The organism is Sinomonas cellulolyticus, from assembly GCF_014656475.1.
GTDB classification, from domain to species: domain Bacteria; phylum Actinomycetota; class Actinomycetes; order Actinomycetales; family Micrococcaceae; genus Sinomonas; species Sinomonas cellulolyticus.
Genome location: NZ_BNCM01000021.1, coordinates 1 through 26,662, shown reverse-complemented (window position 1 = coordinate 26,662; position 26,662 = coordinate 1). Strand labels below are relative to the sequence as shown.

Below are 26,662 nucleotides of genomic sequence, written 5' to 3'. Positions count from 1 at the left end.
CCCTTTCTTGCGTCGCGCGTGGCGCAACAACGGTTCCCATGGTATCCGCGCCCGCGTGCCGGGATAGCGCCCTTCCGGGCGAAGTTGGCAACGATTCGGGCACGGCTGGCCGCCGAACAGGTCGGATGCCGCCCTCAGCCGGCGTCGGGGATCAGGAGCTCGAGGGCTTCGGCGACGTGGCTCACCTCCTTGACCCGGAAGCCGTCCGGCACCTCGCCCGGCCCGTTAGGACTCGCTGGCACCACGGCGTGCGTGAAGCCGAGACGGTGGGCCTCCTGGATGCGCCGCCCGATGCCTGGGACCGGCCGCACCTCGCCCGCGAGGCCCACCTCCCCGAAGGCGATCAGCCGCTGGGGGAGCGCCGTGCGGGTCTTCGCGGAGGCGACAGCGAGGGCCACTGCGAGGTCCGTGGCGGGCTCGCTGAGCCTGACCCCGCCCACGGTCGCCACGTAGGTGTCGTCCTTGTGGAGGAGGCAGCCCGCCCGCTGCTGGAGCACGGCCAGGAGCATCGCGACGCGGGACGAGTCCAGGCCGCTCGTGGCGCGGCGCGGCTGGGCTGTGGCAGATTCCGCGAGGAGGGACTGCACCTCGGCCAGCAGCGGCCTGCGCCCCTCGAGGGTCACGGTGATGCACGTTCCGGATACCGGCTCCTTGGTGCGCGAGACGAACAGCCCCGAGGGGTCCGTCACGCTCTCGATCCCGGTCTCGGTGAGGTCGAAGCAGCCCACCTCGTCGGTCGGTCCGTAGCGGTTCTTCACCGCGCGCAGGAGCCGGAGCCGCGAGTGCCGCTCGCCCTCGAACTGGCACACCACATCGACGAGGTGCTCGAGCAGGCGGGGACCGGCGATCGAGCCGTCCTTGGTCACATGCCCCACGAGCAGGGTCGTCATGTTCCGCCGCTTGGCGGCTGCGATGATCGACGCCGCGACTTCGCGCACCTGCGACACTCCGCCGGCGCTGCCGTCCACCTCGGGGCTGGAGAGCGTCTGCACCGAATCGACGATGAGCAGCTGGGGTGAAACCCTCTCCACGTGGCCCAGAGCCTGCGAGAGGTCGGTCTCCGCGGCGAGGAACAGCCGGGGGGCGACGGCGCCGATCCGGTCGGCGCGCAGCTTCACCTGCGCCGCGGACTCCTCGCCGGTCACGTACAGGACGTCCCGCGGCCCGGCTCCCGGAGCTCCCCCGCCCGTGGCGCCCGAGCCCACGCGGGCTGCGACGTCCAGCAGGAGCGTTGACTTGCCCACCCCTGGCTCGCCGGCGAGCAGGATGACGGCTCCGGGCACGAGCCCGCCGCCGAGCACCCGGTCCAGCTCCCCGACGCCCGTGGGCATGAACGCCGCGTCCGTGGAGTCCACCTCGGCGATGGGGCGAGCCGGCTCGAGAACGGTAGCGGCCGCCGTCGTGCGCGCGACGACGGAGCCGACCTCCTCCACCGTGCCCCACTCCTGGCACTCACCGCAGCGGCCCACCCACTTCGCCGTGGTCCAGCCGCATTCGGCACACCGGTACCCGGGGGCCTTGCCAGAGCGGGAGGTGCTGCGTGCCGCGGTCTTCGTCGCCATGCGCCCTAGGCTATGCGAGCCCACCGACAATCCTGGCGCGCACGGCGCGGACCCTGCCGGTGCCGTACCCGCCTCAGATGCCGGGCAGCACCGCGACGGCCTCGTCGTGGTCGTCCCCTGTGGCCTGGAGCAGGTCCACGAGCATGGGCCGCAGCAGGACCACGAGCGTTTCGCCCTCGAGGCGTTCCACGTGGAGCGTGCGCGGATGCGCCCGCGCCGCGACGTCCGTGAGGGCCCGGCGGGAAGCGCGCAGCTGAGCGGTGCGCTCCTCGCGCCGCTCGGTCATGAGCCCCACAGCCATGTTCTCCAGCGCATCCGCCGTGTCGGTGAGGAGCTCGGCGATGCTCTCGGCCGCGGTCTGGGTCAGCGCTGCGTTGTTGATCACCGAGACCAGCCGCCGCGCCACGACCCGGCCGTTGCGCATCGCGAGGTCCAGGTACTCGACCGCGTTCTCGATCTCCTCGAGCTCGCTGCGGTGGCGCCGGTAGGCGGGGGCGAGGCGGGCCACCTCGCCCGAAGACTTCAGGCTGGCCCGGATCGCGTCCACCTTCGCCTGGGAGCCCCTGCCCCGCACCAGGGCGTGCCACGCCCTCGTCGAATCCGCGTCCGCGAGCGCCTCCGCGCACTCGCGGAGCATGGTGGCGAAGGTGTCCACGAGCTCACGCAGGTCTCGGCGCGGCTGGACCCGGGGATCGCGGGGGAGCAGGGCGGTGATCACGAGGGCGATGAGACCGCCGACCACGGCGTCGAGGCTCCGCGCGAACGGGCCGCCGCTCGGCGCGGGCAGCAGCACCACCAGCAGTGACTGCAGCCCCAGCTGCGTGGCGAAGATGACGCCCCGGTCCAGGAACCTGGCCAGGAGGATCGAGACGAACAGGATCACCGCGGCCTGCCACAGGCCCACGCCCAGGAAGTGCATCAGCAGATCGCCCACGGCGATGCCGAGTGTGCAGCCGATGGCCACCTCGAGCACCTTCCGGACGGTCAGGTCGCGGCCGAACCCGAGAGAGACGATCGCCGAGGTCGCGGCGAAGATCGGACCGGCGTGCCCGAGGACCGTCTCGGCGATGAAGTACGCGAGCACCGCGCCCAGCGTCATGGAGACCGCAGGCATGACCGACCGGCGCACCCGGACGAGGCCGGAGGAGCCGAGATCCTTCAGGTAATCAGCCGCTGTCGCCCAGAGCCTGGCAGGGCTCGGGCTGCCGGAGACATCCATACAGGGCAGTCTAGGGAGCCCAGCCCGGCGGAGCCCCGGACGTGCCGGTCCTATAGTCCGGTGTGACGAAGATGGCAAGGCCCGACGGGGCGCAGCCATGCTCTGTCCCCGTGCAGTTCACCTTCCGTTAACCCTCGCCGAGGAAAGTCGTTACCTGTCGGCTCTAGCTTCGACTTCAGTACGGCACGTACGCACTCAACCACCCTGGAAGGGGTAACTTCGTGAAGGCTTTCCGTCTCGGCCGCCTCTCGGCCGTCGCTGTCGTCGCAGCCGGAGCGCTCGCGCTCTCCGCATGCGGCTCGGACAACGCGACCGGCACCCAGAACACCGGCTCGGCCTCGTCCGGCCCCAAGGTCACCGGCACGCTCACCGGCACGGGTTCGAGCGCCCAGGCCCAGGCCATCGATGCCTGGAAGCAGGGCTTCACCGCCGCCAACTCGGGCGTGACCGTCCAGTACTCCCCGGACGGCTCCGGCGCCGGCCGCAAGACCTTCATCTCCGGTGCGAGCCAGTTCGCCGGCACGGACGCTGCCATGAAGCCCGCCGAGCTCGACTCGGCGAAGGCTGTCTGCGGCCCCGACGGCGCGCTCGACCTCCCGGTCTACATCTCCCCGATCGCCCTCACCTACAACCTGCAGGGCGTCAAGGACCTGAACCTCACCCCGGATACGGTCGCCAAGATCTTCCGCGGCGAGATCACCAACTGGAACGACCCGGCGATCGCGGCGGACAACAAGGACGCCAAGCTCCCCGACCTCAAGATCACGCCGGTGCACCGCTCTGACGACTCGGGCACCACCGAGAACTTCACCGACTACCTCTCCAAGGCCGCCCCGAACGTCTGGAAGGACAAGTCGAACCAGACCTGGCCTGCCTCGCTCCCGGGTGAGAACGCCAAGGGCACGACCGGCGTCGTCAAGACCGTCTCCGACACTCCCGGTGCTTTCGCGTACGCCGACGACTCGGCCGTGACCAGCTCGCTGGGCAAGGCCAAGGTCAAGGTCGGCGACAAGTTCGTCGCCCTCTCCGCTGAGGGTGCCGCCAAGGCGGTCGAGCTGTCCAAGCCTGCCGAGGGCCGTGCGGCGAACGACCTCGCGCTCACGCTGGACCGCACCCCCACGGATTCCTCGGCCTACCCGATCGTGCTCGTCTCCTACCACGTGGTCTGCACCACCTACAAGGACCAGGCCACGGTTGACCTCGTGAAGGCGTGGGAGAACTACGTCGTCTCGGACGCCGGCCAGAAGGCCGCCGCCTCGGCTGCGAAGAGCGCCCCGCTCTCCTCGGCCCTCGCATCCAAGGCCAAGACCGCGATCGATTCGATCAAGGTCAAGTCCTAATCTTCACGCACGACGGCGCGCCCGTCCCGACCGCCTCTGCGGACGGGGCGGGCATCGCCTTGAGCACCGGGGGCATGACACGATGACACGTACAGTTGGCGACTACCCACCCGTTGCAGTCAAGGGACCTGATGTGACCACAGCACAGACCAAGCGCGATGCCACCCGCACCGACGCCGGCGCCTTCGGTGACACCGCGGGCGCCACGGGGGACAAGGTGTTCTCCGGCGCTGCCCTAACGGCCGGCGTCGTGATCCTGGTGGTCCTCTTCGCCGTGGCGGCCTTCCTCGTCGTCCAGGCGATGCCGGCCCTCCTGGCTCCGCAGGACCAGATCGCGGGCGGCAAGGGCTTCTGGGCTTACATCTACCCGCTGGTCGTCGGCACGGTGATCGCGGCGGCCATCGCCCTGGTCATCGCCACGCCGATCTCGCTCGGCGTGGCCCTCTTCATCTCGCACTACGCGCCTCGGGGCCTCGCCCAGATCCTCGGCTACGTCATCGACCTCCTCGCGGCGATCCCGTCAGTGATCTTCGGCGCGTGGGGCATCCTCTTCCTGGCCCCGGCGGTCGTGCCCGGCTACTCGTGGCTCGCGGACACTCTCGGCTGGATCCCCATCTTCGCCGGCCCCGCCTCCGCCACCGGGAAGACGATCCTCACCGTCGCCATCGTGCTCGCAGTCATGATCATCCCGATCATCACGTCGATCTCCCGCGAGATCTTCCTCCAGACCCCCAAGCTGCACGAGGAGGCCGCGCTCGCGCTCGGCGCCACGCGCTGGGAGATGGTCCGGATGACGGTCTTCCCGTTCGCAAGGCCCGGAGTCATCAGCGCCGTCATGCTCGGCCTCGGCCGCGCCCTCGGCGAGACCATGGCCGTGGCCCTCGTCCTCTCGTCCGGGCCGCTCATTGCGAGCCTCATCAAGTCGGGCAACCAGACGATCGCCGCCGAGATCGCGCTCAACTTCCCGGAGGCCAGCGGGCTGAGCCTCAGCCAGCTGATCGCAGCGGGCCTCGTGCTGTTCGTGATCACGCTGGCCGTCAACATCGCGGCGCGCTGGGTCATCAGCCGCCACAAGGAATTCTCGGGAGCGAACTGACATGGCCACCACCCTCGTACAGCGCCGGAGCTCGGCTCTGACACGGAACCGCCTGCCCGGCTTCGCCCCGTGGGTTGCCCTCGTCGTGGCGCTCGTCCTCGGGGCTGCGGCGTCCTCCCTCGTCGGCTTCAACTTCTTCGGTTGGGGCATCTTCGCCGCGATCGCCTTCACGATCGTCTACGTCGCGTGGAGCGCGGCGGTCGAGGGACCCCGCAAGGCGAAGGACAAGCTCGCGACCTGCCTCGTGGTGGGCGCCTTCCTCATTGCGCTCCTTCCGCTCATCTCGGTCATCTGGACCGTTCTCGCGGAGGGCCTCAAGGGCCTCACGACGCCGGGCTTCCTCGGAACGTCGATGAACGGCGTGAGCGGCATCCAGGACAACGAGTCCGTGGACAACGGCACGAAGGTCCTTGGCGGCATCTACCACTCGCTCATGGGCACTCTGCTCATCACGCTCTGGGCCACCATCATCTCGGTGCCGATCGGCCTCCTTACCTCGATCTACCTCGTCGAGTACGGCAACGACGGCCGTCTGTCCAAGGCCATCACGTTTTTCGTCGACGTCATGACCGGCATCCCGTCGATCGTGGCCGGCCTCTTCGCCGCGGCGCTGTTCGCGACCCTCATGGGCCCGGGCACCAAGACGGGGTTCGTGGCCGCCGTCGCGCTCTCCGTGCTCATGATCCCGGTCGTGGTCCGCTCGAGCGAGGAGATGCTCCGCATCGTCCCGAACGAGCTCCGCGAGGCCGCGTATGCCCTGGGCGTGCGGAAGTGGCGCACCATCCTCATGGTCGTCATTCCGACGGCGATCTCCGGCATCGCCTCTGGCGTCACCCTTGCGATCGCCCGCGTGATCGGCGAGACGGCGCCGATCCTCGTAACCGCCGGCTTCGCGACGAAGATCAACATGAACGTGTTCGCGGACTGGATGTCCTCGCTGCCGACGTTCATCTACACGCAGATCCTGAACCCGACCTCGCCGTCGAACCCGGATCCGAGTACCCAGCGGGCCTGGGGTGCGGCGCTCGTGCTCATCATCTTCGTGATGCTGCTGAACCTCATCGCCCGCCTGATCGCCCGTCTCTTCGCGCCGAAGACCGGCCGCTGACGCCGCACCGACCCACAAAGGAAACCATGTCCAAGCGAATCGACGTCAAGGACCTGAACGTCTACTACGGCAACTTCCGGGCTGTCGAGGGCGTCAACATCAGCATCGAGCCGAAGTCTGTCACGGCCTTCATCGGCCCGTCGGGCTGCGGGAAGTCCACCTTCCTGCGCACGCTCAACCGCATGCACGAGGTCATCCCCGGCGCCCGTGTCGAGGGCGAGGTGCTCCTCGACGGTGACGACCTCTACGCCCCCGGCGTCGACCCGGTGGCCGTGCGGTCCCACATCGGGATGGTGTTCCAGCGCCCCAACCCGTTCCCCACCATGTCCATCAGGGACAACGTGCTTGCCGGCGTGAAGCTCAACGGACGCAGGATGTCCAAGTCTGATGCCGACGCACTCGTCGAGCAGTCCCTGCGCGGCGCCAACCTCTGGAACGAGGTCAAGGACCGCCTCAACAAGCCGGGCTCGGGCCTCTCCGGCGGCCAGCAGCAGCGCCTCTGCATTGCACGCGCGATCGCGGTCAAGCCCGACGTGATCCTCATGGACGAACCGTGCTCGGCCCTCGACCCCATCTCCACGCTCGCGATCGAGGACCTGATCGAGGAGCTCAAGGAGAACTACACGGTGGTCATCGTCACGCACAACATGCAGCAGGCCGCCCGCGTCTCCGACAAGACGGCGTTCTTCAACATCGCGGGCACAGGCAAGCCGGGCAAGCTCATCGAATACGCCGACACGACCACGATCTTCAACAACCCGACCGAGAAGTCGACCGAGGACTACGTTTCCGGCCGCTTCGGCTGACGGGCAGCCGTCCGGGCAGGCCCGCGCGGGCTGCGTCTGGCCGCGGATTGACGCACGACGGCGGGCTGCCGCGCTCTGGGCGCGGCGGCCCGCCGTTCCTTTTCGGGCCCGCAGCTAGCGGAGTGCGGTGATCGGCTCGAAGGCGAGGGCAAAGACAAGGCCGAGGGCCGCCGTCGTGAGCGGCGTGAGCAGCCAGAAGCGGATGAGGCGCACCACGAGGCGGGTGTTGACTGCGGCATACTCTTGGTTCGCGCCGGCGCCGAGCACTGAGGCGACCACGGTGTGGGTGGTGGACAGGGGCCACTGGAGGCCGAGCGAGCCGAAGACGAGCATGGTGCTTGTGACGAGCTGGGAGACGAATGCCCGCAGCGGGTCCATGCGCACGAGTCTGTGGCTGAGGGTATAGGTGATGCGCCACCCGCCGGCGAGTGTGCCGGCGCCCATGGCGAGTGCGCCGGCCGTCATGGCCCACGTCAGGCCACTGCTGAAGCCGGCGCCGGAGCCAAGGGCGGCGACCATGAACAGGGCCGTGAGCCGCTGGCCATCCTGGAGCCCGTGACCGAAGGCCACGATGGACGCGCCGACCGACTGGACTGCCCGCAGCCCCGCATGGGCCTGGTTCGGCTGGCTGTACCGGACCATCCACGTGATCAGCGGGGTGAGGAAGAATGCGGCGCCGAACGCGAGCAGCGGGGACAGGATGAGCGGCAGCCCGATGGAGGTCCAGAAGACGCTGTCCAGATGGGAGGGCGCGTGCGCGCCCAGGAGCGCGAGCCCCGCGCTCGCCCCGATGAGGCCGCCCACCAGCGAGTGGGTGGACGAGGAGGGGAACCCTTTCCACCATCCGTAGACGTTCCACACGATCGCGGCGACGAGCGTCGCGGCGAGCAGCACGAGGCCGTCTCCGCCCTCGGGTATCGCCACGAAGGCGATCTCCATGCTCTTCAGCAGCCACGCCCCGGCGAGCGTCCCCAGCACGTTGAACGCCGTGGTGAGCACGAGCGCAATCCTCGGCGTGAGCGCCCGCGTGCGCACGGTCAGGGCCACGGCGGCGGAGGCGTCGCGGAAGCCGTTGAGGAAGCCGAAGCCCCCGACCAGGAGGAGAACCACGCCCGTGAGCGCCGCCGTCACCTCACGACTCCCTGACGATGATCCGCCCGACGTGGACGGCGACCGCCTGGAGGGAGCGCACCGCGTCGGTGAGTGCCCTGGCCACCTCGACAGTGCGCGCGAAGTGCGCGATCGAGAGCTCGCGCAGCGCGGTGGCGCTCCACACGCGGTAGGTGTGCTCGGCGCGGCGGGCGAGCCGGACGATGTCAGTCCAGTAGTCCTCGAGTTCCTCGAGGCGGGGCAGCGACCGCATCGCGACCACGGTCAACTCAGCTTCCCTGCCGAGGATGCCCAGCAGGTCCGCGGCCTCGGACGGCAGCCTCTCGATCCCGTGGAGCTGCATGAGTTCGCCCACGGCTACGAGGTGGCCGGTTGTCGCTGACAGCGACTCGGAGAGGATGAGAAGGTCCTCGCGGGGGAGGGGATTGACGAAGCTCGTGCGCAGCTGGGTCAGGAGCGTTCGGGAGAGCTCGGTGCAGCGCGCGTCGTTGGCGATGAGGGCGTCCACCAGCTGGGCGTAGTCCCCGCGCCGGGCCCCGAACATCTCCGAGAGCGTCTGGACGCCGAGGGCGGACTGCTGGGCCATCGAAGCGAGCAGTTCAAGGCCTGCCGTCTCCTGGGGGAAAAGCCTGAACTTCATGGATCTCCGAGGGCGCCGCCATAAGCCGGCGGGCGCCGACTCTGGCATTTTACGCGACCCCAGGCAGGTGCCTCCACGCGAAGAGCCGGGGCCGCCTCTTCGCGGACAAGTCAAAGGCGCCGAACCGGGACCGCCTCTCGGCGGGAGGCCGCTCGTAGCGGCTCAAAGTTGGAGCCCGGGGGTTCCGCGGCTCGGCGCCACCTACAGTGTTCTCCTCTCCCACCGGGAGAGTCAACCTTGACTGTCTGCGGCAGGAGGGCTAGCAGCGCGCGTCAGTCGAGCTGGCCGCGCCGCCACGCCTTGGCGCTGGCCTCGAGATCCTCGGCAGTCCTCACGAGCTGGTGGGCGCTCTTCGTGAGCTTGCTCGCATGCTGCGAGTTGGCCCATTCGGCGCTGTCCGCCACGGTCGCCTGGCCGAGAGCAACGACGCGGCAGAACGCCGCCGAGCGCTCGAGAGCGACGTCGAAGTCGCCGTCGAACGCCCCCGAGAGGATCGCGTCCGCCATCGTGGTCAGCTCGTCCGCGCCAGGGGGCTCCGCGACGCCCGCCACGACGTGGGAGACCTGCGCGGTGTCCTTGCCGGCCCGGAAGTAGACCGAGATGCGCTCCGGATCCTGCTTCGTGGCGGCGCGCAGGGCGTAGAGACGCCAGAGCGCCCCGGGGAGGGATCGGGCCGGGCTCTCGGCCCACATCTCGGCGATCGCGTCGAGGCCCTGCTCGTCCGCGAGGCGCACGAGACGCCGGGTCACCTCGGGATCGTCGCTGGCGCGGCCGCGCCGCACGAGTGCCTGCGCTGCCAGATGCGCGGCCTCGGAGACCCGCGCCGGGTCCGCACCCCCCGCGAACGGCTCGAAGTCGATGGGCGCGAAGGGCTTGGGCTTGTGCGGCCTGACCGGGCCGGAGCCTTCTGACGCTGGGTTCTCGCTCATGCCACTCCCTCGTCCATGCCCAGTACGGTACTCCTCCGATCGCGGCTGCACACGCGCAGAGGGCCCGGAGCGCGGCCCGTGGTTGCGGGTGGCGCGCATGCTGCGAGCCGCTCCGCCCGCGCTGGGTAACGGTGCTGGGCCCTGCGATAGAGTGGTCCCAGTCCGGCGGGAAGGCCGGCACGGGCCTCTAGCTCAGTTGGTAGAGCAGCGGACTTTTAATCCGCGGGTCGTGGGTTCGAGGCCCACGGGGCCCACCCACGGCACGGAATCCTACGGATGCCGGGCCTCTCGCTCTCTCCCCGACTAGCCCCGTGACGGGGCTTGGTGGGAGTTTTGGTGGGAGTTGATACGGACGAGGGTTGAGTGGGCCGGGGGCACGGGCGCGACCTATGATCAGGGCATGCCCGAATTGGACTACGCCATGCTCGCCGAGTTCGCGAAGGTCGAGGCCGACCGCCTGACTGTGGTCGGGGCGAGCTACACGCATGTGTTCGCTCCCGAGGTGCCCACGACGCACCTGCTTCACGTCGCCGGCCGCGTCCGCGCGAAGGTCGATGGCTCGGAGTTCCCATTGCGGGTGAGGTTCTCCGATCCGCGCTCCAATGTGGAGATCGCCATCGAGGGAGTCCTGGACCCGAAGCACGCTGGCCGACCCTACGGGGACAAGGTCGGGGTGATGTTCGCGGCCGGGTTCACCGTGCCGATCTCGAGCGAGGGGCTGTACGAGGTCTTCATCGAGATCGACGGGGAGCAGGTGCGCCGTCTCGCCTTCGACGTATCGGTGGGCCGCTGACGCATGGAACTGGAGATCTCGAGGCACGCGCAGAGGCGCATGGACGAACGTGGGATCACCAAGGCCGAGGTCAATGAGGCGCTCGAGAACGTCGAGATGTCCATGCCAGGCGATTCGGCGCCGGTCTGCTACATCGGGCGCACGCGGGATGGATTACGATTGAAGATCTGTTTGTCTGGAACGATTGAGCAGGGCGCCGAAGGCGTTACGCTGAAGCTCGTTACAGTACATGCGTACTGACCGGGGGAGGAGAGATCTGTTGACTGATTCGAAGATCACGCTCGAGATGGACCACGACGTCGAGGCTGCTTACATCCGGTTGAGCGACAAGCAGGTTGCGTTCACCGAAGAACTGAACCAGCACGTGATCGTCGACCTCGACGAGATGCGGATTGTCGTCGGCGTGGAAATCCTTGGCTTCCAAACCAGGATTCCGTTTAGCCGGCTGGAGAAGGAATACCACGTGCACTCGCGCGTCGTTGAGCAGCTTCGGCAGATCCAGCCGTCCATTCAGGGATTCGTATCGCTGACCAGCGGCTTCGACGGCTCGATGTCGTCTGCACGCAAGGATGCGCTCGTCAGCGCGTGAGCGAACTTCGAGGGGCCCGGCTGCAGTGGAAGCCGGGCCCCTCTACTTTGACCCTAGCGCGCTCGCTGGCGTCGGAAGTCGTCGATACTGAGGACCGATGCGCTCGCGGGCTTCGGTTCGTCGGGCGCGAGAGCGCGGCACCGACGCGGGCCCCGGCTTCGGTCTTGAGTTCGTCGACGACGTGCTGGTAGCGCTGGACCATGGAGGTCTGGGACCAGCCCATGATGTCCATGACGACGCGCTGGTCGACGCCCATGACGAGGAGCACGGTGGCGGCGGTGTGGCGGCCGTCGCGGACGCGACCGCGGGCACGTGGTTGGCGGCGAGGAACTTCTTCCAGTGCTCCCAGTCGGTGCGCGGGTTGAGCGGTCGGCCGCGCCGGTCGGTGAAGACGAGGTCGTCGAGGTCGAGGCCGTCGGCTGAGGTGAAGCCGGTCCAGTTCTCTCCTTCCTCGGCGCGGACCTGTCCCTGGTGCGCTTCTTGAGGCGGCGGAGTGCGCTGAGCAGCTGCTTGGGCAGGATCGGGTCGCGGGTCCCGGCGTGGGACTTCGGCTTGGTCACGAACACTCCGCCGCCCTTCCGCTCCGGGCACAGGTGTGCGCGGCGCCCCCAGGCCGGCGGCGCACCGTCGTCCGCAGCCGTGCTCCCACGGCGCCCAGGTGAGGGTTCGGTCCATGGGGAGCTTGCCGGTCTTGAGGTCGATCAGGTCCCAGGTGATCGCGAGGCGCTCGCCCTGCCGCGGGCCGAGGGCGAGGTTGAGCAGCCACCGCGCGCCGTCGTCGAGCTTCTCCGCAGCGTCGATGAGGCGGCGCGCCTCATCCACGCTCAGCACGGTCGGGGCGAATGGGGCGGGCTGCGGAGCCTCGAGGCAGGAGGCCGGGTTCACCGCGGCCTCGTCCATCTGGACGGCGACCTTGAGCCCGCGCGAGAGGATCCGGTGCATCTGCGCCACGGTGGTCTCCGACCGGCCGGCGGCGCGCATCTCGGCGTACACCGCGGCCAAGTCGGACGGGCGGGTCTTGTCCAGGCGCTTCTTCGCGATCGGCCGCCCGTGGATTCGCGTCCGGATGTAGGAGCGGTAGTCGCGCTTGGTCCGCTCGCGCATCTTCGACTCGAGCGCCTCGGAGATCCATTCCTCGAGCCAGTCTCCCAGCACCGGCGACCGGCCGGCCTTGATCAGCCCGGCGCGGGCCTTGGTCGCGAGCTCACGACGCTTCGCCTCGCCGAGGGCCTTGGTCGCGGCGTACTCGACTTTCCGCTGCGGGTTCCCGTCCGCCCCCACCCGACGAAGACTTCGACCCGCCAGCGGCCGTCAGGCGTCTCGTAGACGGTCCCGCCGCCCGCGGCGCGCTTCTGCTTCTCCCTGGCCACGGCCGCCCTCCAGATGAGGCGTAGAACGTGATCACACGGCGAATGCGTCACCGCCGCGCTAAGCCGCCTGCGCTCGCGGTCTGAGAGTGCCTGGAGCAGGTCGACGATGACTGCCTCGGTGTGACGCCGAGCTCTTCCGGGTGTTCGGTCCACCGGTACGCCTCGAGCAGGTGCGTCGGGGAGATCAGCCGGCGGCCCGCCTCATGCCGGACCCGTCGCTCGGTGCGTGGGCCCTGGCACCCGGTGTGGCCATGCTCGATATGGACGAGCTCGTGCATGAGCGCACACCGTCGCTCGACCGGGTCCAGACGCTTATCGAGCAAGATCCTCGACCGACCGTCAGTCAGCCCGGACAAGCCGTCGGAAAGGAGCGCGAAGAAAGGACTGATGTGCGGCGCCAGCGCGTGCAGCATCCCCCATGTGCTGTGCATGAAGCGAGCCTATCCACGCTGTCGGACAAGATCGAAGATATATTCGAGGCGTAGGGTAGCCAGTTGAGGTGGCCAGCTAGGGGAGTCTCATGAGTACGAATTCGCGGATTGAGTGGACCGAGGTGACCTGGAACCCCGTTACGGGGTGCGATCGGGTCTCGGCCGGATGCGACAACTGCTACGCCTTGACCCTCGCGAAACGGCTGAAGGCCATGGGGGCGGCGAAGTATCAGAACGATGGGTCGCCGGTGACGAGCGGCCCCGGCTTCGGCGTGACCGTACACCCGCAGGCGCTGCGGCAGCCGTTGACGTGGAAGTCCCCGAAGGTCGTTTTCGTGAACTCCATGAGCGATCTGTTCCACGCAAAGGTTCCTATCTCGTTTGTCCAGGACATCTTCGATGTCATTGCCGCGACCTCGCAGCACACGTATCAGGCGCTCACCAAGCGCTCGCACCGGATGGCCCGGGTCGCCGACAAGCTCTCCTGGCCGACGAACCTCTGGATGGGCGTCTCCGTCGAGGAGCAGGCCGTCGTCGACCGGATCGATCACCTACGCGAGGTCCCCGCCGCGGTCAGGTTCCTCTCATGCGAGCCGCTCATAGGCCCGCTCGAGCAACTCGACCTAGGCGGCATCGGCTGGGTCATCGCAGGCGGTGAGTCCGGCCCGAACCACCGACCCATGGATCCCGCGTGGGTCGAGTCGATCCGCGACCAGTGCCTCGCCGCCGACGTCCCCTTCTTCTTCAAGCAGTGGGGCGGGAGAACTCCGAAGCAGGGCGGCCGCCAGCTCGACGGCCGCACATGGGACGAGATGCCGACCTACGCTGCCCTGTGAATGGTCAGCTGATCAAGCCGGACTGTTCCACTGAAATGTCGGATCAGGCCTTCTTGTTCGAGCCCTCGGAGGGCTGCTCGCAACTCCGGCTCCCCTGCTGTGCCGATCACGAGCCCGAATAGCTCTTCGATCACGGGGCTGAGCTTCAGCGATGATTTGCCCTCGAGAAGGCGTCTGACGTTGTCCTGGATCTCAGAAATGGCCTGCATTCTGATGGCCTCTGTTTCGTCCTTAGCCTCGCGCTCGAGGTCACGGAAGAGAATCGGCAACGCGTCACGGTTGTAGTCAGCTGAATACCTTTCCCAGAGCTCTTGGCGCCAGACTTGATGGGCGCGTGCCGCGGAGGCGAGGAAGGGGAGCTTCGCCGCATCGTGGGTGTAGAAGAGCATGAGTGAGAAGAATGGCAGGGCTTCACGATTGCGCCGCACGGGCACCTTCAGGTGTGAGTACCCGCTGGAAGAACAGACCAGTCGGGCGTATTCATCGGCGACGATCTGGGCGGCCCTGCCGGCAGTGGCATAGTCGTCGTCCATCTCCAAGGCCCGACGAGCGTCGAGGAAGCAATCCTGCCACCAGGATCCGCCCAGAAAGCGGTCCAGATTCTTCAAGCCGGCCTCGGCTGCGGCAGCATGACTCGATGTTCGCTTGGCAAGAAGGCCTCCGATTCGCCAGACACTCTCGATGTTGAAGTTCAGGAGCACTTCGGTTGGCACCCGGTCGTGCCGGCGGAGCACGCGATCGACGAGCAGCCGCATGTCCAGGGAGGTGCCGAACGGATCGAGGAAGAACAGGGCAGGCCGTCCAGATGCTGCACCAAGGACAGCTGGGAGTTGTTCTTCAAGCGTCCCTCTAAGGGGGCCGACGACGTCCAGGCCCGAACCTTCGGCCTCGATGACCTGTTCGAGAATGGCTGCTACCGAGCCGGCCTTCTCGACGAAGATAGAGCGGAGGGGCGCTTTCTGTCGGCCTTCGCGCGCCACTTTCAAAGCAATCGCCGGCGAGCCTGCATAGCCGGATCCGTATCGCCCTTCGCCTGCGTAGCCGTCGATGAACGCGAGGCCCTGCGGGTTCCACCTCCCGAGTCGCGCCGCCCATATATGCAGGTAGTTCTCCAACAGCTTGTGCTTGAAGACCGCCGCTGGCTGCTTCTCGCGGAAGAACTGACGGTTGCTGCTCATGATGATCCCCCCAATCTCCGGACGCTACACGTCCGGCTCTACCTGTGGAGCTTCCCCGAGCTCGTCGAAGTAGCGTTCGCGTTCGAGATGGCTCGTGGGTCCCTTGTACGCGGCGAGCTCTTGCCAGTTCTCGGGTAGCTCGTCGTCTACGTCCGCGACCGGCGGGTGGGCCGGCTGGTCGGTCTTCTGTCCCTTGCGAGGGCGACGGCGAGCGGCACGCTGCAGCTCGAGCTCGTCAGTTGCATCCTGCCGGCGGGAGTCCTGGGCATGGTGGGCCTGTCCTGAGAGGCGGCTCGCCTCACGCCCAACTGCGATGATCGCCTCGCGCATAGACGTGGGGACATCGGATAGGCCGGGGACGTGGAGCGAGTCCGGATCGGCGTCGACGACCTCGAGCCCGAGAGACCGGGCTGAAGCCATGACGATGTCCGTGATGCTGGCCCCCGTGCCCCTCGCCAGAGACTGGATCGTCTCCGGGTCAGGGAAGTTCTTCAGGGGTGCCGTGATCAGCTGGAAGAGGCGCTTGCCCGAGGGTGCGCCTCCGCAGGCCCTGGACATGGCCTCGTACGACCATTCCTTCTTGGCCTTGACGTTGCCGAGCAACGTCGCGAGATCCGGCTGAATCATCACGCTCCACAGGCTGGCGGGACAGCGGCATTACCCGCAACTAGGCAATCCTAGGCATTGACTACCGGGTCTCGTGGGCGTGTCGGCGTGTTTACGCCTAACCGTACAGATCTGAAAGGTTCAGACAGCGCCGAACAGGGCGGGGCAAGGGGTGTGAGAAACCTGTGGAATCGCTGACAGCCAATTCGTCCGCCTCGGGGCCAGTATGGCGGCAGCTTCTGGTCGGATTTTTGGTGGGAGTTGACACCAGTAACCGGCGGGTGACGGGCGCCCCGAGCGAGGGTGAAACCGCGGAATCATGTGGATGATGGCGACCGACGACAGCCGACGAGAGGGGAGGGGCAGACTCTTAATCCGCGGGTCGTGGGTTCGAGGCCCACGGGGCCCACTCACGGCACGGCCGCTGGCGCGCGCACCAGCAGCGCACCCTAGGCGTGGCCGCCGTCTCCGCTGTGACGGGCAACACCGGCTCGTGTGACCCGCTTATACTGGGCGGGATCACACGTAGCCAGCGGGACTCTCTCCCCGCACTGTCCACACGTGTGCTGAAGTGCGGATGCCACCTGTGCTGGGAGGAATGCGATGGCGGGACGCCGGGTCGCGAACCGGGCCGAGTTGAAGACCAACCGGCGTGCACGTCGGCGCAGGAGCAGGCTCGGCGCAGCAGTGCTCGTCGCTGCCGGGGCGCTGGTGGTCCTGGGCCTCGCCGCATGGGCGCTCGTCCCGCGCTTCATGACGGCGTCCGCTCCGAAATGCGCCTCCACCGAGACCTACAGCCTGCTGACCGACTCGACCACCCTTGCCGCCGTCAACAAGGCCGTGGCCCGCGTGGACCCCGCAGCCTGCACGGCGTTCAAGGTCGATGTCGCCGAGCAGACGGACATCGCCGCGAAGGTGGGCACGGGCAAGGGGGCTCCGGACCTCTGGCTCGCCGATTCCGCCAACCGCGTCGGAGCAGTGACAGCTGCCCCCAAGCCCGAGATCGCCGTCCCGTCCATCGCCGCCTCTCCCGCAGTCATTGTCGCGCCGAAGGGCACCGCCGCTCCCGCCAGCTGGAGCGCGGCGTTCGGCGGGGGCAATCTCCAGTTCGGCGACCCCCTCAGCAGTGCGAGCGCCTCCGCCGCCCTGAGTGCCGCCGTCGCCGAGGGGGAGGCGGCCTCCGCCGGCCAGAGCGCCCTCGCGGCCTCGCTCGGGAAGCTCGCCCAGGGTGCCGCCCAGCGGTCCGCTGCAACGCTCACCGACTCCGCACTCCTCGACTCTGCCGAGCGGGGCACGGCCCCTGCGGTTGTTGCCGAGAGCTCGTGGATCAGCTACGCCTCCTCGCATCAGACCAAGCTCGCCGCAGCCGTCCCCGGCGGCAAGGCCGCGGTCATCGACTATCCGATCGCCGTGACGAGCCCCGATGCAGGCCGGCGCGCCGGCGCCACCGGGGCCGCCAAAGCCCTCGCCGCCGCCCTTGGCGATGACCAGGGCCGCGCCGACCTCACCGCCGCAGGCCTCCGAGCCCCGGGCGCGGGTCCTCTCGGCGGTGCCGGCGCCCAATATTCCGCGGGCGCGGTCACGGTACTCGCCCCGTCGGCGAACGGCATCAGCCGCGCCCTCAAGACCTGGGCCCTTCAGGCCGTCCCGTTCCGCTCCCTCGTGGTGATGGACGTCTCGGGCTCGATGAACCTCGACGCCGGCGGCAAGACGCGCATGCAGCTCACCCAGGAAGCGGCGACCACCGGCTTGGGCATGTTCCCCGACACGGCGCAGCTGGGCATGTGGGGCTTCTCGATCGGTCTCGGCGGGCCGGGGCAGGACTACAAGGAGCTCGACCCGATCCGGCGCATGGACGCTGTGACGGACGGCAAGACCCAGCGGCAGCGCCTCGGCACCGACATCCAGTCACTCGGAGGCCTCGTGGGCGGCGGCACCGGCCTCTACGACACCGCCCTCGCGGCGTTCCGAACAGTCAAGGCGAGCTACGATCCGCGCGCCGTCAACTCAGTAATCCTCTTCACGGACGGCGCGAACGAGAAGCCCAACTCGATCTCGCTCGACGAGCTGCTTGCCGCGCTCAACCGAGAGAAGGACCCGGCGAAACCCGTCATCTTCGTGACGATCGGCATCACTGGCGACGCGGACGCGGACGTGCTCAAGCAGATCGCCGCCGCGACCGGCGGTTCGAGCTACGTGGCCAAGGACCCGGCGGACATCCCCAAGGTGTTCACCGAGGCCCTCGTCGCGAGAGCGCAGTAGCCCCCTCTATCCCAAGCGCCACCTCGGTCAGCGCTCCCGGGGCGGCTCAGCGCTCGAGGCGGAAGCCGATCTTGAGGGTGACCTGCCAGTCCTTGATCTCGCCGTCCTCGAGGTGGCCGCGCACCGACTGGACCTCGAACCAGTCCAGGTTCCGCACGGTCTGGCCGGCGGCCGAGATGCCGTTCCGGATGGCGGCGTCGATCCCGTCTGGGCTCGTGCCGACGATTTCGGAGATGCTGTACGTGTTGCTGGCCATGGTTCGTCCCCTCATTCCGAGTGAGTCCGTCATTGGTGCTGGCAGACTATCCCCGTGACCAGTGCTTGGCCAGAGCCCGCTGAGCAGGCCCTCCTTGACGTCGCGGGGCGGCTGAGGGCGGCCGGCTGCGTCTATGCCGAGGATGAGGCGGCGCTCCTGCTCGAGGCCGCCGGGGAAGGAGCCGCCCTGGACCGGCTCGTGGCGCGGCGGGCTGCGGGAGAGCCCCTCGAGCACCTGCTCGGCTGGGCGGAGTTCGCAGGACTGCGGATCGCCGTCGGCCCCGGCGTCTTCGTGCCGCGCCGCCGCTCAGAGCTGCTCGTGCGCCTAGCGGCTGAGCACCTCTCGCGGCCGCCTGCCGTGATCGTCGACCTCTGCTGCGGCTCGGCCGCGCTCGGTGCCGCTCTCGCCGCCCGGCTTGCGTCTGCGGGGTGGGCGCCGGGGAACTCCGAGGTGCACGCGACAGACGTCGACCCCGCCGTCGCGGACTACGCCCGGCGGAACCTCGACCTCGCCGCCCCGTCCGGCACCCGCGTCTACACGGGAGACCTCTATGAACCGCTCTCGGACAGTCTGCGAGGGCGCGTGGACGTGATCCTGGCGAACGCGCCCTACGTCCCGACCGATGAGATCCGCTTCATGCCCACCGAGGCGCGCGACCACGAGCCGGCGGCAGCGCTGGACGGAGGCGCAGACGGCCTCGACCTCCACCGACGGATCGCGGCCGAGGCACCCCGGTGGCTCGCGCCCGGGGGCATCCTCCTCATGGAGGTGAGCGAGGCACAGGCGCCCGAGGCACTCCGGATCCTCGCCGGCGTCGGGCTTGACGCCCGGAGTGAGGAAGACGAAGAGCTCGGGGCTGTCGCCGTGGCAGGGATCCGGGAGCACGGCGCGCCGCGCCGTCTGTAGGCTGTGACGCATGACGACGGCGCTCATCACCGGGGCAAGCAGCGGACTCGGAGCCGAGTTCGCTCGGCAGCTTGCCGCACAGGGCCACAACCTTGTCCTCGTGGCACGCGGCCAGGACCGGCTCGAGGCCCTCGCCCAGGAGCTGAGGGCCGCCCGCGGGATCGAGGCTGAGGTGCTCGCCGCGGATCTCACCGACACCATCGGCCTCGGCGTGGTGGTCACCCGGCTCTCCGACCCCTCGCGGCCGATCGGCATCCTGGTCAACAACGCCGGACACGGCCTCCTGCACGACTTCGACAGGACGCCGCTCGAAGAGGAGGTCCAGCACCTTCGGCTCCACGTCGAGGCCGCCCTGTCCGCCACCCGGGCGGTGCTGCCCGGAATGCTGGCGCGCGGTGAGGGCAGGATCATCAACGTCGCCAGCGTGGCCGCGTACCTGCCGCGCGGGACGTACTCGGCGGCGAAGGCGTGGCTGCTCGCTTTCAGCCGCTGGGCGAACGCGCACTACAGGCGCTCCGGCGTGAAGGTGACCGCTCTCTGTCCCGGCCTCACTCGGACCGAGTTCCATGCCCGGATGGGCATGGAGACCCGGGGCCTGCCCGGGTGGGCCTGGCTCTCGGCGCCGCGCGTGGTCAGTGAGGGCCTGCGGGACAACGAGGCGGGCAAGGCCGTCTCCATCCCGTCCACCCGCTACAAGGCCGTGGTCGCAGCCTCCAAGGTGCTGCCGGCCAGGATCATGGCCGGTCCCGCGAAGCGGCCCCGCCGTTGACGCCGTCTCAGTCCGGGAGGGCTATGCCTTCGGCGGCAGTTCCATGATCCGCACAGGGTTCCCGGCGGCCCACGCCTCGATGTCCTCAACCGCGTCCCGGTAGAAGACCTCGAACTGCTCGCGGGTCACATACCCGATGTGCGGCGTGAGGACGGTGCGGGGGGCGGTCCGCAGGGGATGGTCCGCGGGAAGGGGCTCGACGTCGTAGACGTCCAGGGCCGCGCAGCCGATCTGGCCCGCGGTCAGCGCGCTCAGGAGGGCTGCCTCGTCGATGATCGGCCCGCGGGACGTGTTGACGAGGATGGCGTCAGGCTTCATGAGAGCGAGTTCCGCCGCCCCCACCAGACCGCGGCTGCGCTTGGACAGGACGAGGTGCACCGAGAGGATGTCCGAGGTGGAGAACAGCTCGTCCTTCTCGACCCGGCGCACGCCCACCTCCGCGGCGCGCTCGTCGGTCAGGTTCTGGCTCCAGGCCACCACGTCCATCCCGAAGGCGAGCCCCACCCGGGCCACGCGTTCCCCCAGGTTGCCCAATCCGAGCACTCCCAGCCGACGCCCCTCGAGGCCGCGGCCCACGGTCCACTGCCACCCGCCGTCGTGCGTCCAGCCCGCGTCCGCCCGGCGGAGCTCCGAACCTCCGAGCTCGGTGGCGAGGTGCCGGGTCGCGGCGTGGATGAGCGCCCACGTGTGCTCGGCCGCCGGGGCCGGGAGGTAGCCGGTGCCGCAGACCGGGATGCCGCGGGCGCCGGTGGCCTTGAGGTCGATCGACGCGTTGCGTCGGCCCGTGGAGACGATGAGCCTGAGGTTCGGCAGCTGGCCAATCCGGGCGGCGTTGAGCGGTGTCCGCTCCCGCATGGCCACCACGACGTCGAAGGGGGCGAGCGCAGCGGCCACCGCGTCGTCGTCGTGGCCGAGGTGCTCGCGGAACACGGTGATGTCCGCGCCCGCCGCCTCGAGCCGGGACCAGTCGGCGTCGGCGCGTGCTACGTCCTGATAGTCGTCGAGGATGGCGATGCGGAGGCCTGCGAGGCCGGGCGAGGAGGTCATGCGACCAGCCTAGGGCCATTCGCCCTCTTGACGATGACATCATCATGGCGTCATCATGAAGTCATGAATATCGACGTCCATCTCCTCAACCTGTCCCGGCAGCTCGCGGACGCGGCTGCGCTGGGCGGCGACGAGATGGTCGAGCTCGCCGAGCGGCTCGCGGCACCTCTTCAGGCCTCCGCCCGGCTCGTGCTGCAGGACGCGCTGTCCGAGGCGATGCAGGAGCTGACACTCGAGCTCGCACCCGGGTCCGCCGAGCTGCGGCTGCGGGGCCGCGACATCGACTTCGTGGTCAACAGGGCGCCGGCGACAGGCGGCGCTGCCACCGAGCATGACGTCGCCATGGCGCCATTGACGATGGAGAAGGACGACGCCGCGCAGGAACCGGCCGCCGAGGCCGGAACCGCGCGCATCAGCTTCCGTCCGCCGGAGGCGCTCAAGGCCCAGATCGAGACTGCCGCCGAGCGCGAAGGACTCTCCGTCAATGCGTTCCTCGTCCGGACGCTCACGGCCGCCCTCCGCCCGGCTCCGCAGCGCCCACTGCACGCCGATCCCGGTGTGCCGGAGGGCCGCAACGGCTCGCGCCTCGAGGGGTGGGTGTACTGATGGACCAGTTCCAGGCCCCAGGGCCCGTCCGGGCGGTCCTTGACGTCTCCTACGGGGACATCATCGTGCGGGCCTCGGCGAGGTCCACGGCGAGCGTGGATGTCGCGCCCGCGCGGGCCGGCAGGAAGGCGGACGAGGAGGCAGCCGCGGGGACGACGGCGCGCTTCGCGGACGGCCGGCTCGAGGTCAGTACTCCAAAGCAGCGCGTGCTCGGCGTCCTCGGGCGGCTCGGATCTGTGGTCGTCACGGTCGACCTGCCGGCCGGCTCGGACCTCGAGGCTTCGCTCGCCTACGGCGACATCCTCACCTCGGGAGCGCTCGGCCGCGTCGTCGCCAGGACCCGCGCGGGAGCAGTCCGTGTCGAGGAGGCCGCGTCGGTGGACCTCAAGAGCTCCGCGGGGGACGTCGAGGCAGCCCGCGTGGTTGTCGACGGCACGCTCGCGGCGTCGGCCGGGTCGGTCCGCGTCGACGACCTGACCGGCTCCGTCCACATCAAGTGCGGGACGGGCGAGGTCTCACTCGGCCGCGTCGCCGGATCAGCAAGGGTCACCTGCCCCTACGGGAGCATCAGGGTCCGCGAGGGCGTCTCGGGCAGCATCGACCTCACCTCTACCTACTCCGACCTCATCATCGGCATCGCCGAGGGAACGGCCGCTCGGCTCGATGTCTCCACCAACTACGGCCGCATCCGCAACGAACTCACCCGCTCGGACACGCCGCCGCAGGCCTCCGAACGGCTCGAGGTCACCGCCCGCTCCAACTACGGGTCGGTGACCATCCGGCGGGCCTGAGAGCCCGCTAACCCATCAATTCCTGCAGGCACGTACTTCAGGAAGGAGTACCCCCATGCCTCCAACCGCCGCTGCCGCACCCGCCGTCCGGGTGCGCGGCCTCGAGAAGTCCTACAAGGAGCTCGAGGTCCTCCGCGGAGTCGACTTCGACGTGGACCGGGGCAGCATCTTCGCCCTGCTCGGCCCCAACGGGGCCGGCAAGACAACGGTCGTGAACATCCTGTCCACGCTCCTGGCGGCCGACGCCGGTGCTGCCGCAGTCAACGGCTTCGACGTGGCCTCGGACCCGGACAGGGTCCGCGAGTCCATCAGCCTCACCGGGCAGTTCGCGGCCGTCGACGAGGTCCTGACCGGCCGCGAGAACCTCGTGCTGGTGGCCCGGCTGCGCCACCAGCCTGACCCGGGGGGCCTCGCAGACGGCCTCCTCGCGCGCTTCTCGCTCACGGACGCTGGCTCCCGCCGGGTAGCGACGTACTCGGGCGGCATGCGGCGCCGGCTCGATATCGCGATGAGCCTGATCGGGCAGCCGTCCGTCATCTTCCTCGACGAGCCCACCACCGGGCTCGACCCGCAGGCGCGCCTCGAGGTGTGGGCTGCGGTGAGGGATCTCGTACACAACGGCACCACCGTGCTGCTGACCACCCAGACCCTGGACGAGGCCGAGCATCTCGCCGACCGGATCGCGATCCTGAAGGACGGCCGGATCCTGGTCAACGGCACTCTCGACGAGCTCAAGCGGCTCCTTCCGCCCGCGAAAGTCGAGTACGTCGAGAAGCAGCCAACCCTCGAGGACGTATTCCTCGCTCTCGTCGGCACTGAAGACCTCAGCAAGACCAAGGACCTGCCATGACCACCCACCTCCTCAGCGACACCGCCATCCTCACCGGCCGCTCGCTGCGCCACATCCTGCGCAGCCCCGACACGATCATCACCACCGCCCTCATGCCGATCGCCTTCATGCTGCTGTTCGTCTACGTGCTCGGCGGCGCGATCAACTCCGGCTCGGACTCGTACGTGGCCTACCTGCTGCCGGGCATCCTGGTGATCACCGTCGCGTCCGGCATCTCGTACACGGCATACCGGCTGTTCATGGACCTGAAGGGCGGCATCGTCGCACGCTTCCAGTCCATGCCGATCGCCCGCTCGTCAGTACTGTGGGCCCACGTCCTCACCTCGCTCGTGGCCAACCTCGTCGCTGCCGTGGTGGTGGTGCTCGTGGCGCTGGCCATGGGGTTCCGTACGGGTGCGAGCGTGCTGGCGTGGCTCGGCGTGGCGGGCATCGTGGGGCTGTTCACGCTCGCGCTGACGTGGGTGGCCGTGATCCCCGGCCTGACCGCCAAGACGGTGGACGGTGCGGGCGCGTTCTCCTACCCGCTGATCCTGCTGCCCTTCATCAGCTCGGCCTTCGTCCCCACCGCCACGATGCCCGGCCCCGTGCGGTGGTTCGCGGAGAACCAGCCGGTCACGTCGATCGTGGACGCGATCCGGGACCTGTTCACTGGCCAGCCCGTCGGGTCCGCCCTCTGGGTCGCTCTGGGCTGGTGCCTCGTGATCCTCGCTGTGGCCTATGCCGTGGCCATGCGGGTCTACCGAAGCAGGGTCTCCTAGCCGGGGGCGGGGCGTAGCGGCCCTCGGGGGCTCCCCGGGGGCCGCTACGCTCGGTCCATGGCCCGAAGCCCCCGCCCGTCCCGCGACCAGGCAGCGCCGCGCCTCGATCCGCTCGTGCTTGCAGGCCTCGTGCAGGGGTTCGCAGGAGACATCGAGCCGGGCGGCCGCACCGAGGGCCTGGCGTTCGAGGGCGTCGACCTCGCCGGGCAGGAGCTGGAGTCTTCGACGTTCTCCGAGTGCCTCTTCCAGGACGTCACGGCGCACGACGCCGGCCTCCGCCTGGCGTCGTTCGTGGACTGCCGCTTCGTGCGGCTCAGCGCCCCGAGCCTGGCCGCCCCGCGCTCGCGGTGGCGCGGGGTCGAGATCGAGGCCTCGCGTATCGGCTCGGCGGAGCTGTACGACGCAGAGCTCTCCGGCGTGCTCGTCACCGGCTGCAAGCTCGGGTACGTCAACCTCCGGGCCGCCACTCTGGGGGATGTGAAGTTCGTGGACTGCGCCATCGACGAGCTCGATCTGGGCGGCGCCACCGCCACCCGCGTCGCCTTCGAGGGCACCCGCGTGGACGCGCTCGACGCGACAGCAGCAGCGCTGACGCACGTCGACCTGCGCGGAGCCCGCCTCCACCGAGTGGCCGGTGTCGACGGGCTCCGTGGCGCCACGGTCAGCAGCATCCAGGCCGTTGAGCTCGCGGAGCTCATGGCCGTGAGGCTCGGGATCGACGTGCGGGACTGAGGCCTAGCGTGCGGCCGGTGCTGCGGAGGCACCGGCTACCACGGGCACCTGGCCCGAGACAGGGCCCGAGGCGACGGGCGCCTCTCCGGAGACCTGCGCTTCGAGGGCAGTGGCCTCGAGGTCCACACCCTTCTCCTGTGCTGCTTCGACGGCAGCCGGGTGGTCGAGCGGGAGCTGCAGCGCCACGCCGTCGTCCGCGACCGCCACCGGCACCTCGGTGAGGGGCATGTGGGTGAGGTCGATCAGCGGGTCCTCCTCCTGGTGTGCCACGACCTCGCGGGCCTCCGCGGCCGTGTCCACGCTGGGCAGCGAGCCCGGGAGCGGGCGCTGGGCGGACTCGTGCAGGAACCAGATGGCCACCGCACCGACCACCGAGGTCGCCATGAGGTAGTACGCCGGCATCATGTCGTTGCCCGTGGACTGGATGAGGGCGTCGATGATGAAGGGCGTGGTGCCGCCGAAGATTGCCACGGCGAAGTTGTAGGCGATGCCCATCGCGCCGTAGCGGCTCGCGGTGGGGAACTGCGCCGGCAGTGCCGAGGCGAGGTTTGCGACGTAGAAGGTGACGGGGAACGCGACGAGCGCGAGGCCCGCGAGTGTGGTCCACACTGCTCCGACGCCGATGAGCATGAACGCGGGAACCGAGAGGACAACGGTGCTGAGGGCCCCGATCCACAGCACGGGGCGCCGACCGATGCGGTCGGAGAGCTTGCCGGTCAGCGGGATGCACAGGCTCATCACCACGAGGACCGGGATGGTCAGGAGCGTGCCGTGGAGCGGGTCGTAGCCCTTGGACACCGTGAGGTACGTGGGCATGTACGAGGTGAGGGCGTAGCCGACCGTGTTCGCGGCCGCCACGAGGATCATCGCCACAAGGATCTCGCGCCAGTAGGCGCGCACGATCGCGAGCGGGCCCTTCGCGGCGTTCTCGTCGTTCTTGGCGAGCTCGTGCGTCGCATTCTCCTGCGCCTCGAGGGCGGTCTTGAACGCCGGGCTCTCCTCGATGCGGAGGCGGAACCAGATGGCGATCGCGCCCAACGGACCGGCGATGAGGAACGGGATGCGCCAGCCGTAGGCCTCCATGGCGTCCTGGCCGAGCGTCATCTGCAAGGCTGAGACGATCGCGGCGCCCAGGGCGAAGCCCATGTACGAGCCCATGTCGAGGAAGCTCGCGAGGAACCCGCGGCGCTTGTCCGCCGCGTACTCGGAGACGAAGGTCGTGGCGCCGGCGTACTCGCCGCCGGTGGAGAAGCCCTGGAGGAGCTTGATGACCACGAGCAGCACGGCGGCCCAGAGGCCGATCTGCGCATAGCCGGGCAGGAGGCCGAGTGCGAACGTCGAGGCCGCCATCATGATGAGCGTCATCGCGAGGACGCGCTGCCGGCCGATCTTGTCGCCGAGCCAACCGAAGAACACCCCGCCGGCAGGACGCGCGATGAAGGTCGCGGCGAAGGTGCCCAGCAGGAAGAGGGTCTGCACCGTGCGGTCCGCCTCGGGCAGGAACACCGGCCCCATGGTGGTGATGAGGTAGCCGAACACGCCCACATCGAACCACTCCATCGTGTTGCCCACGATGGTTCCCCCGATGGCCCGTTTGAGCATGGGCTGGTCGACGACGTTGACGTCGTCAACCCTCAGTCTGCGCTTGCGGAACACCACCCGCTGGGTACGCCGTTGGCGGGGCTGCTGATCGGTCATCTGACGCTGGTCTCGTGACATGGGTATCAATTTTAGTGGGCCGACTGGCGATATGAGAGTACCTATCCCGGATTGCAGGTGGCGCAGATCACTCCGAGGGCCGGCTCGGGGCGGCGGCGGGTGAGCCGCGCGCGCGACGGCACTGCCTCACCGATCGGCCTCCTGATGCGGATCGAGCGGCGCACGAGGGGTGTGGGGTGCCCTCGTGCGCCGCTCGCGGAAGGTGTGTGCGGGCTCACCCGCGATGGTTACTGTTCTGTGACCTTCGGGGTCCCTTACTCGGCGTCGTGGTCGGTCTCGAGGACCGCGACGAGCTTGTCGAGGGCTTCCTCGGCGCCCGGGCCCTCGGCGCGCAGGACGACCTGCTGGCCGTA

General features: G+C 69.1%; 30 protein-coding genes and 1 tRNA gene. 18 read left to right on the top strand and 13 right to left on the bottom strand.

Translation table 11 applies throughout. From position 1 onward, the window contains the following. Positions 1 to 134: 134 nt before the first annotated feature. Both radA and IE231_RS17485 read right to left on the bottom strand, forming a co-directional pair. Entirely contained in the window at positions 135 to 1,562 is a 1,428-nt protein-coding gene (gene radA / locus IE231_RS17490; protein ID WP_189695283.1) for a DNA repair protein RadA, read from the bottom strand. 73 nt (positions 1,563 to 1,635) lie between these two features. Further along, entirely contained in the window at positions 1,636 to 2,781 is a 1,146-nt protein-coding gene (locus tag IE231_RS17485; RefSeq protein ID WP_189695282.1) for an FUSC family protein, read from the bottom strand. Positions 2,782 to 3,002: 221 nt separating this feature from the next. Between IE231_RS17485 and pstS the strand changes: the two genes are divergently transcribed. From pstS to pstB, 4 genes are all read left to right on the top strand, one after another. Next, positions 3,003 to 4,121 carry a phosphate ABC transporter substrate-binding protein PstS gene (gene pstS / locus IE231_RS17480; protein WP_189695281.1) on the top strand — a complete coding sequence of 373 codons (1,119 nt, stop codon included), beginning with the start codon at positions 3,003 to 3,005 and terminating at the stop codon, positions 4,119 to 4,121. 133 nt (positions 4,122 to 4,254) lie between these two features. After that, positions 4,255 to 5,217, top strand: a complete 963-nt coding sequence (gene pstC, locus IE231_RS17475; protein WP_374189472.1) for a phosphate ABC transporter permease subunit PstC — start codon at positions 4,255 to 4,257, stop codon at positions 5,215 to 5,217. 1 nt (position 5,218) lies between these two features. Continuing rightward, positions 5,219 to 6,325, top strand: coding sequence for a phosphate ABC transporter permease PstA (gene pstA / locus IE231_RS17470; protein ID WP_189695279.1), 1,107 nt, complete (start codon positions 5,219 to 5,221; stop codon positions 6,323 to 6,325). 26 nt (positions 6,326 to 6,351) lie between these two features. Then, positions 6,352 to 7,131: a phosphate ABC transporter ATP-binding protein PstB gene (pstB, locus tag IE231_RS17465; RefSeq protein ID WP_189695278.1), complete on the top strand. Its 780-nt coding sequence runs from the start codon at positions 6,352 to 6,354 to the stop codon at positions 7,129 to 7,131. A gap of 114 nt (positions 7,132 to 7,245) precedes the next feature. Here the strand turns inward: pstB and IE231_RS17460 are convergent, their stop codons facing one another. From IE231_RS17460 to IE231_RS17450, 3 genes are all read right to left on the bottom strand, one after another. Further along, a complete protein-coding gene (locus IE231_RS17460) occupies positions 7,246 to 8,262 on the bottom strand; it encodes an inorganic phosphate transporter (RefSeq protein ID WP_189695277.1) in 1,017 nt (338 codons plus the stop codon). 1 nt (position 8,263) lies between these two features. Further along, positions 8,264 to 8,881 carry a nuclease PIN gene (locus IE231_RS17455; RefSeq protein ID WP_189695276.1) on the bottom strand — a complete coding sequence of 206 codons (618 nt, stop codon included), beginning with the start codon at positions 8,879 to 8,881 and terminating at the stop codon, positions 8,264 to 8,266. 272 nt (positions 8,882 to 9,153) lie between these two features. Continuing rightward, positions 9,154 to 9,810 (bottom strand): hypothetical protein, encoded by a 657-nt coding sequence (locus IE231_RS17450; RefSeq protein ID WP_189695275.1) that lies wholly within the window; start codon positions 9,808 to 9,810, stop codon positions 9,154 to 9,156. Between the two features lie 181 nt (positions 9,811 to 9,991). Here IE231_RS17450 and IE231_RS17445 point away from each other — a divergent pair. From IE231_RS17445 to IE231_RS17430, 4 genes are all read left to right on the top strand, one after another. Next, positions 9,992 to 10,064 (top strand) — tRNA-Lys (locus IE231_RS17445). 146 nt (positions 10,065 to 10,210) lie between these two features. Further along, positions 10,211 to 10,603, top strand: a complete 393-nt coding sequence (locus IE231_RS17440) for a DUF6941 family protein (protein WP_189695274.1) — start codon at positions 10,211 to 10,213, stop codon at positions 10,601 to 10,603. A 3-nt stretch (positions 10,604 to 10,606) separates the two neighbouring features. Next, positions 10,607 to 10,843 (top strand): DUF4258 domain-containing protein, encoded by a 237-nt coding sequence (locus IE231_RS17435; protein ID WP_189695273.1) that lies wholly within the window; start codon positions 10,607 to 10,609, stop codon positions 10,841 to 10,843. A gap of 19 nt (positions 10,844 to 10,862) precedes the next feature. Next, the gene (locus IE231_RS17430; protein WP_189695272.1) at positions 10,863 to 11,192 is read left to right on the top strand and encodes a DUF2283 domain-containing protein; all 330 of its coding nucleotides are present in this window, start codon (positions 10,863 to 10,865) and stop codon (positions 11,190 to 11,192) included. Here IE231_RS17430 and IE231_RS18585 read toward each other — a convergent pair. Further along, on the bottom strand, positions 11,182 to 11,448 hold the full coding sequence (locus tag IE231_RS18585; protein WP_189695271.1) for a site-specific integrase: 267 nt from the start codon (positions 11,446 to 11,448) through the stop codon (positions 11,182 to 11,184). The two genes, IE231_RS17430 and IE231_RS18585, sit on opposite strands and share 11 nt — an antisense overlap. A 1,161-nt stretch (positions 11,449 to 12,609) precedes the next feature. Then, positions 12,610 to 12,885, bottom strand: coding sequence for a hypothetical protein (locus IE231_RS18580; protein ID WP_374189474.1), 276 nt, complete (start codon positions 12,883 to 12,885; stop codon positions 12,610 to 12,612). Here IE231_RS18580 and IE231_RS18360 point away from each other — a divergent pair. Both IE231_RS18360 and IE231_RS17415 read left to right on the top strand, forming a co-directional pair. After that, on the top strand, positions 12,814 to 13,047 hold the full coding sequence (locus IE231_RS18360; protein WP_229867386.1) for a hypothetical protein: 234 nt from the start codon (positions 12,814 to 12,816) through the stop codon (positions 13,045 to 13,047). The two genes, IE231_RS18580 and IE231_RS18360, sit on opposite strands and share 72 nt — an antisense overlap. Before the next feature lie 35 nt (positions 13,048 to 13,082). Beyond that, positions 13,083 to 13,829, top strand: coding sequence for a DUF5131 family protein (locus IE231_RS17415; protein WP_189695269.1), 747 nt, complete (start codon positions 13,083 to 13,085; stop codon positions 13,827 to 13,829). Here the strand turns inward: IE231_RS17415 and tcmP are convergent. Together tcmP and IE231_RS17405 are read right to left on the bottom strand one after the other, a co-directional pair. Next, on the bottom strand, positions 13,814 to 15,007 hold the full coding sequence (gene tcmP / locus IE231_RS17410) for a three-Cys-motif partner protein TcmP (RefSeq protein ID WP_189695268.1): 1,194 nt from the start codon (positions 15,005 to 15,007) through the stop codon (positions 13,814 to 13,816). The genes IE231_RS17415 and tcmP overlap by 16 nt on opposite strands. Before the next feature lie 24 nt (positions 15,008 to 15,031). After that, positions 15,032 to 15,637 carry a hypothetical protein gene (locus tag IE231_RS17405; protein ID WP_189695267.1) on the bottom strand — a complete coding sequence of 202 codons (606 nt, stop codon included), beginning with the start codon at positions 15,635 to 15,637 and terminating at the stop codon, positions 15,032 to 15,034. A gap of 579 nt (positions 15,638 to 16,216) precedes the next feature. Between IE231_RS17405 and IE231_RS17400 the strand changes: the two genes are divergently transcribed. Beyond that, entirely contained in the window at positions 16,217 to 17,875 is a 1,659-nt protein-coding gene (locus tag IE231_RS17400; protein WP_189695266.1) for a VWA domain-containing protein, read from the top strand. A gap of 46 nt (positions 17,876 to 17,921) precedes the next feature. Here IE231_RS17400 and IE231_RS17395 read toward each other — a convergent pair whose 3' ends face one another. After that, on the bottom strand, positions 17,922 to 18,131 hold the full coding sequence (locus tag IE231_RS17395; RefSeq protein ID WP_189695265.1) for a dodecin: 210 nt from the start codon (positions 18,129 to 18,131) through the stop codon (positions 17,922 to 17,924). 54 nt (positions 18,132 to 18,185) lie between these two features. Between IE231_RS17395 and IE231_RS17390 the strand changes: the two genes are divergently transcribed. Both IE231_RS17390 and IE231_RS17385 read left to right on the top strand, forming a co-directional pair. After that, positions 18,186 to 19,037 carry a putative protein N(5)-glutamine methyltransferase gene (locus tag IE231_RS17390; RefSeq protein ID WP_189695264.1) on the top strand — a complete coding sequence of 284 codons (852 nt, stop codon included), beginning with the start codon at positions 18,186 to 18,188 and terminating at the stop codon, positions 19,035 to 19,037. Positions 19,038 to 19,047: 10 nt separating this feature from the next. Then, on the top strand, positions 19,048 to 19,806 hold the full coding sequence (locus tag IE231_RS17385; RefSeq protein WP_189695263.1) for an SDR family NAD(P)-dependent oxidoreductase: 759 nt from the start codon (positions 19,048 to 19,050) through the stop codon (positions 19,804 to 19,806). 21 nt (positions 19,807 to 19,827) lie between these two features. Here the strand turns inward: IE231_RS17385 and IE231_RS17380 are convergent, their stop codons facing one another. Next, positions 19,828 to 20,853 carry a D-2-hydroxyacid dehydrogenase family protein gene (locus IE231_RS17380; RefSeq protein ID WP_189695262.1) on the bottom strand — a complete coding sequence of 342 codons (1,026 nt, stop codon included), beginning with the start codon at positions 20,851 to 20,853 and terminating at the stop codon, positions 19,828 to 19,830. Between the two features lie 63 nt (positions 20,854 to 20,916). On the opposite strand from IE231_RS17380, the gene IE231_RS17375 reads away from it, so the two are divergent. The 5 genes from IE231_RS17375 to IE231_RS17355 are packed head-to-tail and all read left to right on the top strand — an operon-like array spanning position 20,917 to position 24,590. Then, complete coding sequence (locus IE231_RS17375) at positions 20,917 to 21,459, top strand: hypothetical protein (protein ID WP_189695261.1); 543 nt, start codon at positions 20,917 to 20,919, stop codon at positions 21,457 to 21,459. Beyond that, positions 21,459 to 22,250: a DUF4097 family beta strand repeat-containing protein gene (locus IE231_RS17370; protein ID WP_189695260.1), complete on the top strand. Its 792-nt coding sequence runs from the start codon at positions 21,459 to 21,461 to the stop codon at positions 22,248 to 22,250. Before IE231_RS17375 ends, IE231_RS17370 begins: the two co-directional genes overlap by 1 nt. A 55-nt stretch (positions 22,251 to 22,305) precedes the next feature. Further along, the gene (locus tag IE231_RS17365) at positions 22,306 to 23,100 is read left to right on the top strand and encodes an ABC transporter ATP-binding protein (RefSeq protein WP_189695259.1); all 795 of its coding nucleotides are present in this window, start codon (positions 22,306 to 22,308) and stop codon (positions 23,098 to 23,100) included. Continuing rightward, entirely contained in the window at positions 23,097 to 23,858 is a 762-nt protein-coding gene (locus IE231_RS17360) for an ABC transporter permease (RefSeq protein WP_189695258.1), read from the top strand. The genes IE231_RS17365 and IE231_RS17360 overlap by 4 nt, the downstream gene beginning before the upstream one ends. 57 nt (positions 23,859 to 23,915) lie before the next feature. Further along, the gene (locus IE231_RS17355) at positions 23,916 to 24,590 is read left to right on the top strand and encodes a pentapeptide repeat-containing protein (protein WP_189695257.1); all 675 of its coding nucleotides are present in this window, start codon (positions 23,916 to 23,918) and stop codon (positions 24,588 to 24,590) included. 3 nt (positions 24,591 to 24,593) lie between these two features. Here IE231_RS17355 and IE231_RS17350 read toward each other — a convergent pair whose 3' ends face one another. Next, complete coding sequence (locus IE231_RS17350; RefSeq protein ID WP_229867384.1) at positions 24,594 to 26,288, bottom strand: MFS transporter; 1,695 nt, start codon at positions 26,286 to 26,288, stop codon at positions 24,594 to 24,596. Between the two features lie 275 nt (positions 26,289 to 26,563). Further along, a partial coding sequence (locus tag IE231_RS17345; RefSeq protein WP_189695255.1) for an HPr family phosphocarrier protein occupies positions 26,564 to 26,662 on the bottom strand: 99 nt, incomplete at its 5' end.